This is a genomic window from Chthonobacter rhizosphaerae (assembly GCF_013839525.1).
GTDB classification, from domain to species: Bacteria; Pseudomonadota; Alphaproteobacteria; order Rhizobiales; family Pleomorphomonadaceae; genus Chthonobacter; species Chthonobacter rhizosphaerae.
On record NZ_JACDIS010000013.1, the window covers coordinates 110637 to 116636 of the forward strand.

Consider the following 6000-nt stretch of genomic DNA (forward strand, 5'->3'; position numbering starts at 1 on the left):
CGTCAGTCGTCCTCTGCGGCGGCGGCGCCCGCGTCGCGCTCGATCTGGACACGGTCGACGATGCGCACCCGGCTGCGGCCGAGCTCGACCGCCCCGGTGCGGCGCCAGACCTGCAGCTGTCGGTTCACCGTCTCCCGGGCGGAGCCGACCAGGATGGCGAGCTCCTCCTGGGAGATCTCGATCTCGTCGCCGAAGTCCTCGGCGAGCTTCAGGAGGCGGCGGGCGAGGCGCGACGGCAGGGCGAGGAGGGACGCCTCCTCCATGCGGTCGCTGGTCCAGCGCAGGCGCGCGCAGAGGAGTTCGATGAGGCGCACCGCGATTTCCGGCTGCCGGCGGAGCAGGTCCTTGAAGTCCGCCCGGCGGATCATCAGTACTTCGGTGGGCTCGCCCGCGACCGCGTCCGCGGTGCGCGGGCGGCCGTCGAGGAGCGCGATCTCGCCGAACACGTCGCCGGAGCCGAGGACGTTGAGGATGAGCTGCTTGCCGCCCGCCGTGCTCGCTATGATGAGGATGCGGCCCCGGCGGACGCAGAAGAGCGCATCGCCCGGATCCCCCTTCAGGAACAGCGTCTCGCCGTCGGCGAGCGTGCGCGAGACGCAGAGGTCCGCGATGGCCGCGAGGGTGTCCTCGCCGAGGCCCGCGAAGACGTCGTTGGTGGAGAGGGCGGCGACGAGGGGCGACAGCTTGGCCATGGGACCCGATCCCGACCAGAGGACGACGGAGCGAGTGTGCCTCTCTGCGACGCCATATGCGAGTCCGGCGAGCCGAAACCGCCCGACGGCGGCCGGGTGGCGCGACGGGACCGCCGCGCGCTTGCCATGCACGGGGTGCGCCCTGGAAGCGCTCCGGCGGCCGGCCGTCGGATTCGTGCCGAACACACGGCGGGCGGGGCGCGTTCACCTTCGAGTTGTCCGCTGCCCGCACGGGAGCGGACCCACGCGGGGCCGGCCCTCCGCGCTCGCGGCCCGGACCGGCTCTCCACGCCCCGAGCATCCGCTCATCGCCACAAGGAGATCTCGATGACCTCACGCGCCTTCCTCGCCGCCGCCCTGCTCCTGGCCGGCACCGCCGCGTCCAGTGCCGCCTCCGGGGACACCGCCGCGGCGGAGATCAAGGGACTGGACGGCGCCGCCCACGGCAGCCTGACCTTCACGGAGACGCCCCATGGGGTGCTCGTCCGCGGCGAGCTCACCGACCTGCCGGCCGGGCCGCACGGCTTCCACGTGCACGCGGTCGGCCAGTGCGAGCCGCCGTTCACGTCGGCGGGCGGGCACTTCAACCCGACCGACAGGAAGCACGGCTTCATGGCCGAGGAAGGCCACCACGCGGGCGACCTGCCGAACCTCCACGCCACGGACGGAAACCCGGTGACCGTGGAGGCCATGCTCCACGACGTGTCGCTGTCGCAGGGCGACGCCGCCCTCCTCGACGACGACGGCGCCTCGGTGGTGATCCACGCCAAGGCGGACGACCACGCGACCGACCCGGCCGGCGACTCCGGCGACCGGATCGCCTGCGGCGTCCTGGAGAAGGGCGACTGAGAGAAAGGCGACCGGGAGAAGGCCGGCTGAGAAGAGGCCGGCGGTCGGACATTGGCGCTTCGATGGATGGGCCGGGGCCGCCCGGCGGGTTTCCTCCCTCCGCATCCTTGCGGCGCCGTCCCCTCGCCGGGGCGGCGCCGTTTCCGTGTCACGCCTCGCCGTCGGGGCGCAGCTCGAGGGTGACCTCGATGGCGGCCTTCACCTGGTACTGCGGGAACTTCGGCGGGCGGCCGTTGTCCACCATCGACAGGAAGGCAAGGGCGAGAGTGACGAGGAAGATGGGACGGCTCGACATGGGATCGTCTCCTGTTGAAAGGATGATCCCTCCGGACGCCGTTTCGATCTGTGGCCCGCCTCACACTCGGCCGCGCCGCCCGGCCCCTCACGCCCGCCTAGGCCGCCGCGAGGACGGGCGGCCCCTCTCCAGAGGCGGCGCGCCGGGCGCCGGCACGGCGAAGAGGCCGGGCGCCGTGTGGCGGCCCGGCCTCTTCGGTCGAGGGCTCGGATGGACGGCTCGGCCGTCATTCCTCCCGGAAGGCGAGCTCCAGCTTTTCGGTGAGCGGCCGGGTCAGGTAGGTGATCACCCGGCGGGACTCGCCGCGCACGAACACCTCCGCCGGCAGGCCCGGCGTCAGGTCGTAGCCGCCGAGCTTGGCGCGCTCGCCGGGCGCGACCGCCACCTTGATCTCGAAGAAGGCCTGGCCGGACCGGCTGTCCACCACCTGGTCGGGCGAGACGGACGCCACGGTGCCGTCGAGCTCGGGCGCCTCCGGCAGGTGGAAGCTGGCGATCCTGACGGTGGCGTCCTGGCCGATCCGCACCTGGTCCACCTCGCCGGGGGCGATCCTGGCGCTGACCACCAGGGGCTCGTCGCTCGGGATGATGGACATGAGCGTCTGGCCGGGCGTGACCACGCCGCCCACGGTGTGGACCGCGAGCTGGTGGACGCGGCCGGTGCGCGGGGCGCGGATCTCCAGCCGGGACAGGCGATCGCGGGCGGCGGTCGCCTGCTCGTCGGTCTCGGCGAGCCGCGCCTCCACGTCGTGAAGGCGGGTCAGGATCTCCGAATGGGCGGCCCGGGCGTGCTCGGCGATCTTCAGCTCGGTCTCGGTCAGCTGGGACTTCGCCCCGGCGATCCGCGCCTCCGTGTCGCCGATGTCGCCGCGCAGGCGGCTGACGTCGCGCTCGCTCTGGCGCAGCACCGGCCGGCGGATCAGGCCCTTGCGGTCGAGGAAGCGGCGGTCCTCCAGCTCGGCGGCCGCCTGCTCGTACTCCTCCCGGATCGCCCGGATGCGCTGGGTGAGGCCGTCGATCTGCATCTCGATCTGGCGCTTGCGCTCCAGGAGCTGGGACAGCTGCGATTCCCGGCTGAACAGCCGTTCGGTGAGGATGGCCTGCTCGGCGGCGAGCGCCACCCGGAGGGCATCCTCGGCGGCGGCGGACCCGAGCGGCCGGTCCGGCCGCCGAATGAGGTTCCAGCCCGCGCGTTCGGCCTCCAGCCGGGCCTTCTCGGCGATCAGGCTGACGAGCCGGCGCTCCTCAATGGACGTCTCGGCGATCACCTTGGCGGCGTCCAGGCGGACGAGGACCTGGCCGGCCTCGACCTGGTCGCCCTCCCGGACCAGGATGGCGCCGACGACGCCGCCCTCCAGGTGCTGCACCGCCTGGGCGTTCGACTGGGGCATGAAGCTGCCCGCCGTCACGACCGCGCTGTCCACCTCGGCGACCGCGGACCAGCCGCCGACCCCGCCGAGAACCAGGAAGGAGCTCGCCAGGAACCACCGCATCAGGTGGCGCATGGACGAGCGGGTGTGGACGAGATCCTCCTCGAAGTCGGTCATGGCGTCGGCCCTTCTGATCGTTGCGCCGGGAACGGCCCGGCGACCGTGTCCGCACCATGGACCCGGCCGCCGCCCGCAACCGTGAGCAAGGTCACAGAAGGGCCTCCTCTCCTCAGCCGGCCGCCTGGTCCGGGGCGCGGCGGACGCGGGTGGCGTCGAGGCTGACGACGCCGCGCTGGGTGCGCTCCAGGGCCTGTCCGGCGCCAGGCGCCATGACGGAAGCCGGGGCGGCCGGGGCGACCCCCTGGGCCATGGCCGGGGCGGGCGCGGCCGCCGGGTCGTTGGCGACGGGCGCGGGCTTGTGCGGCTGGCCCATGCGGGGGAAGAGCGCCGTGAGCACCTGGGCCTTGGCGCCGAACATCTCGGCCCGGCCGCTGCGCAGCGACAGGATCTTGTTGGCGGCGAAGATGGCGCTCGGCCGGTGGGCCACGATGATGACGATCTTGCCGGCCTGGCGCAGGCGCTGGATGGCCTCGTTGAGGGACTGTTCGCCGAGCGGGTCCAGGTTGGAGTTCGGCTCGTCGAGGACCACCAGGAAGGGATTGCCGAACACCGCGCGGGCGAGGCCGATGCGCTGGCGCTGGCCGCCCGACAGGATGGCGCCGCCCTCGCCCACCGGCGTGTCGTAGCCCTTCGGGAAGGACAGGATCATCTCGTGGACGCCGGCGAGCCGGGCCGCCTCGACGATCTCCTCGGTGGTGGCGTCCTTGCGGAAGCGGGCGATGTTCTCGCCGACCGTGCCGTCGAAGAGCTCGATCGACTGCGGCAGGTGGCCGATGGAGGCGGCGAGCGCTTCCGGCGAGTAGTGCGACAGGAGGGCGGCGTCGAAGCGCACCTCGCCGCGGGCGACCGGCCAGGCGCCGACGAGGGCCCGGACCAGGGTGGACTTGCCCGACCCGCTCGGCCCGATGATGCCGAGCGCGTCGCCGGCCTCGATCTCGAACGACACGCCGGTGACCGTGGGGGCGGCGGCGCCCGGCGGCACGATGACCACGTCGCGCACCGAGAGGCTCTTGTGCGGCTTCGGCATGCCGTGCTGCTGCTCGGTCGCCTTCGGCAGGCGGGCCGTGAGGGCGCGCAGGCGCTTCAGGGCCGCGAAAGCCGACGAGGTGCCGCGCCAATGGCCGATGATCTGGTCGATGGGCGCGAGGGCGCGGGCGAGGATGATGGAGCTCGACAGCATGGCGCCGGCGGACAGTTCGCCCTCGATCACCAGGAAGGCGCCGAGCGCCAGCATGGCGGACTGCAGGGTGAGCCGGGCGGTCTTGGAGATGGCGCCGAACACGCTGGCCTGGTCGGCGAGGTCGCGGGCGTGGACGATGGAGGTCTTGTAGCCGGCGCCCCAGCGCTTGCAGAGGTCGTCGCCCATGCTCATGGCGGCGGCCGCCTCGGCGTTGCGCCGGGCATCCTGCAGGAGCGTGGCGGTGGCCACGTGGACACGGGTGGCCGCCTTGGCGGTGTCGGCCGTCATGCGCTGGTTGACGACGCTGAGGATGACGAGGAAGAGCGCGCCGCCCGCCGCCGCGAGGCCGAGAAGCGGGTGCATGAGGAAGAGGATCGAATAGTAGAGCGGCACCCACGGCAGATCGAGGAGCGTGGCCGGCCCCGGCCCCATCAGGTAGTTGCGGATGGCGGCGAGGTCCTGGAGCGGGTCGTGCTCGCGGGCGTGCGGGCCGAAGTGGAGCGGCAGGCGGAGGGTGGCGCCGAAGAGGACCGGCGCGATGCGGTGGTCGAACGCGATGCCGACCCGGGCCATCAGCTTGCCGCGCAGGCCCTCCAGGAAGCCGTAGAAGACATAAAGGAGAAGGGCGAGCAGGCTGAGCGCCAGGAGCGTGGAGACGCTCTTGCCGGACAGCACCTTGTTGTAGACCAGCATCATGAAGACCGGGCCGGTGAGCATCAGCACGTTGCCGACGCAGCTGATGGCGCTGACGCCCCAGAGCGGCCGATGCACGGCCTTGATGGCGGCCTTGAGTTCGCTGTCGGGGCTGGTCGGGCGGGCGGTCATGGCGTGGTCTCCTTCCTGGCCGGCGGGCCCGCGAGGGGGCCGGCTGGCGATCGTGTGGCCCCACTCTGCCCGGACAAGGCGCCGGCTTTCTGTGAGCCCGATCACACGAGGCCGGAACCGACGGGACGGGGCGGAGGGACAAGGAGACAGGAAGGGGCAGGCGGGAGGGGAGAGGGACCGGGCGGGCCTGTCCGCGGACGGCGGCGACCCGCCCGTCCGGAGGGCCGTGAGGCGATCGGACGGGCGGGTCGAGGGGGCGTGGGTCGGTTGGTGGGGATCAGAGGAAGATCGGCAGGGGGAAGCCGAGGTCCACGTCGCCGACGGTCTGGTCGGCGATGGCGTAGACGCCGCCGTCGATGGAGTTGAGGAGGCCGTTGCCGGCGTTGACGTCGGCGGAGTTGAAGCCGGTGTTCATCTCGAAGGCCGGGTCGTAGTCGAAGCCGTACTCCACGTCGCCGATCACCTGGGTGGCTTCGGCCACCACGGTGCCGTCCACGCTGTTGCCGATGCCGTTCGCGGCGGTGACGGAGGCGCTGTTCTGGCCCTGATTGACTTCGGAACCGAAAGCGGCGTGCCAGGGGGTCATGATGGTCATCCTTCTGTGTCAGTG

At 72.5% G+C, this 6000-nt stretch carries 6 protein-coding genes; 1 reads left to right on the forward strand and 5 read right to left on the reverse strand.

Going from position 1 to position 6000, the window contains the following annotated elements; translation table 11 throughout:
- Positions 1–2: 2 nt before the first annotated feature.
- A complete protein-coding gene (locus HND91_RS19365; protein ID WP_181708251.1) occupies positions 3–692 on the reverse strand; it encodes a Crp/Fnr family transcriptional regulator in 690 nt (229 codons plus the stop codon).
- 327 nt (positions 693–1019) lie between these two features.
- Between HND91_RS19365 and HND91_RS19370 the strand changes: the two genes are divergently transcribed.
- On the forward strand, positions 1020–1541 hold the full coding sequence (locus tag HND91_RS19370) for a superoxide dismutase family protein (protein WP_181708252.1): 522 nt from the start codon (positions 1020–1022) through the stop codon (positions 1539–1541).
- Between the two features lie 148 nt (positions 1542–1689).
- On the opposite strand, the gene HND91_RS19375 is transcribed toward HND91_RS19370, so the two are convergent.
- The 4 genes from HND91_RS19375 to HND91_RS19390 all read right to left on the reverse strand — a co-directional run bounded on the left by HND91_RS19375 (position 1690) and on the right by HND91_RS19390 (position 5976).
- Positions 1690–1836: a hypothetical protein gene (locus tag HND91_RS19375; protein WP_181708253.1), complete on the reverse strand. Its 147-nt coding sequence runs from the start codon at positions 1834–1836 to the stop codon at positions 1690–1692.
- Between the two features lie 226 nt (positions 1837–2062).
- On the reverse strand, positions 2063–3382 hold the full coding sequence (locus HND91_RS19380; RefSeq protein WP_181708254.1) for an HlyD family type I secretion periplasmic adaptor subunit: 1320 nt from the start codon (positions 3380–3382) through the stop codon (positions 2063–2065).
- Between the two features lie 112 nt (positions 3383–3494).
- Positions 3495–5390, reverse strand: coding sequence for a type I secretion system permease/ATPase (locus HND91_RS19385; RefSeq protein WP_181708255.1), 1896 nt, complete (start codon positions 5388–5390; stop codon positions 3495–3497).
- Positions 5391–5667: 277 nt separating this feature from the next.
- Complete coding sequence (locus HND91_RS19390) at positions 5668–5976, reverse strand: hypothetical protein (protein ID WP_181708256.1); 309 nt, start codon at positions 5974–5976, stop codon at positions 5668–5670.
- Positions 5977–6000: the final 24 nt, after the last annotated feature.

Bases quoted from the DNA above. Each gene is read 5' to 3' on its own strand.
- HND91_RS19390 (WP_181708256.1), bottom strand. From the start codon at position 5,976: ATGACCCCCTGGCACGCCGCTTTCGGTTCCGAAGTCAATCAGGGCCAG.
- HND91_RS19370 (WP_181708252.1), top strand. From the start codon at position 1,020: ATGACCTCACGCGCCTTCCTCGCCGCCGCCCTGCTCCTGGCCGGCACC.
- HND91_RS19380 (WP_181708254.1), bottom strand. From the start codon at position 3,382: ATGACCGACTTCGAGGAGGATCTCGTCCACACCCGCTCGTCCATGCGC.
- HND91_RS19365 (WP_181708251.1), bottom strand. From the start codon at position 692: ATGGCCAAGCTGTCGCCCCTCGTCGCCGCCCTCTCCACCAACGACGTC.
- HND91_RS19385 (WP_181708255.1), bottom strand. From the start codon at position 5,390: ATGACCGCCCGCCCGACCAGCCCCGACAGCGAACTCAAGGCCGCCATC.
- HND91_RS19375 (WP_181708253.1), bottom strand. From the start codon at position 1,836: ATGTCGAGCCGTCCCATCTTCCTCGTCACTCTCGCCCTTGCCTTCCTG.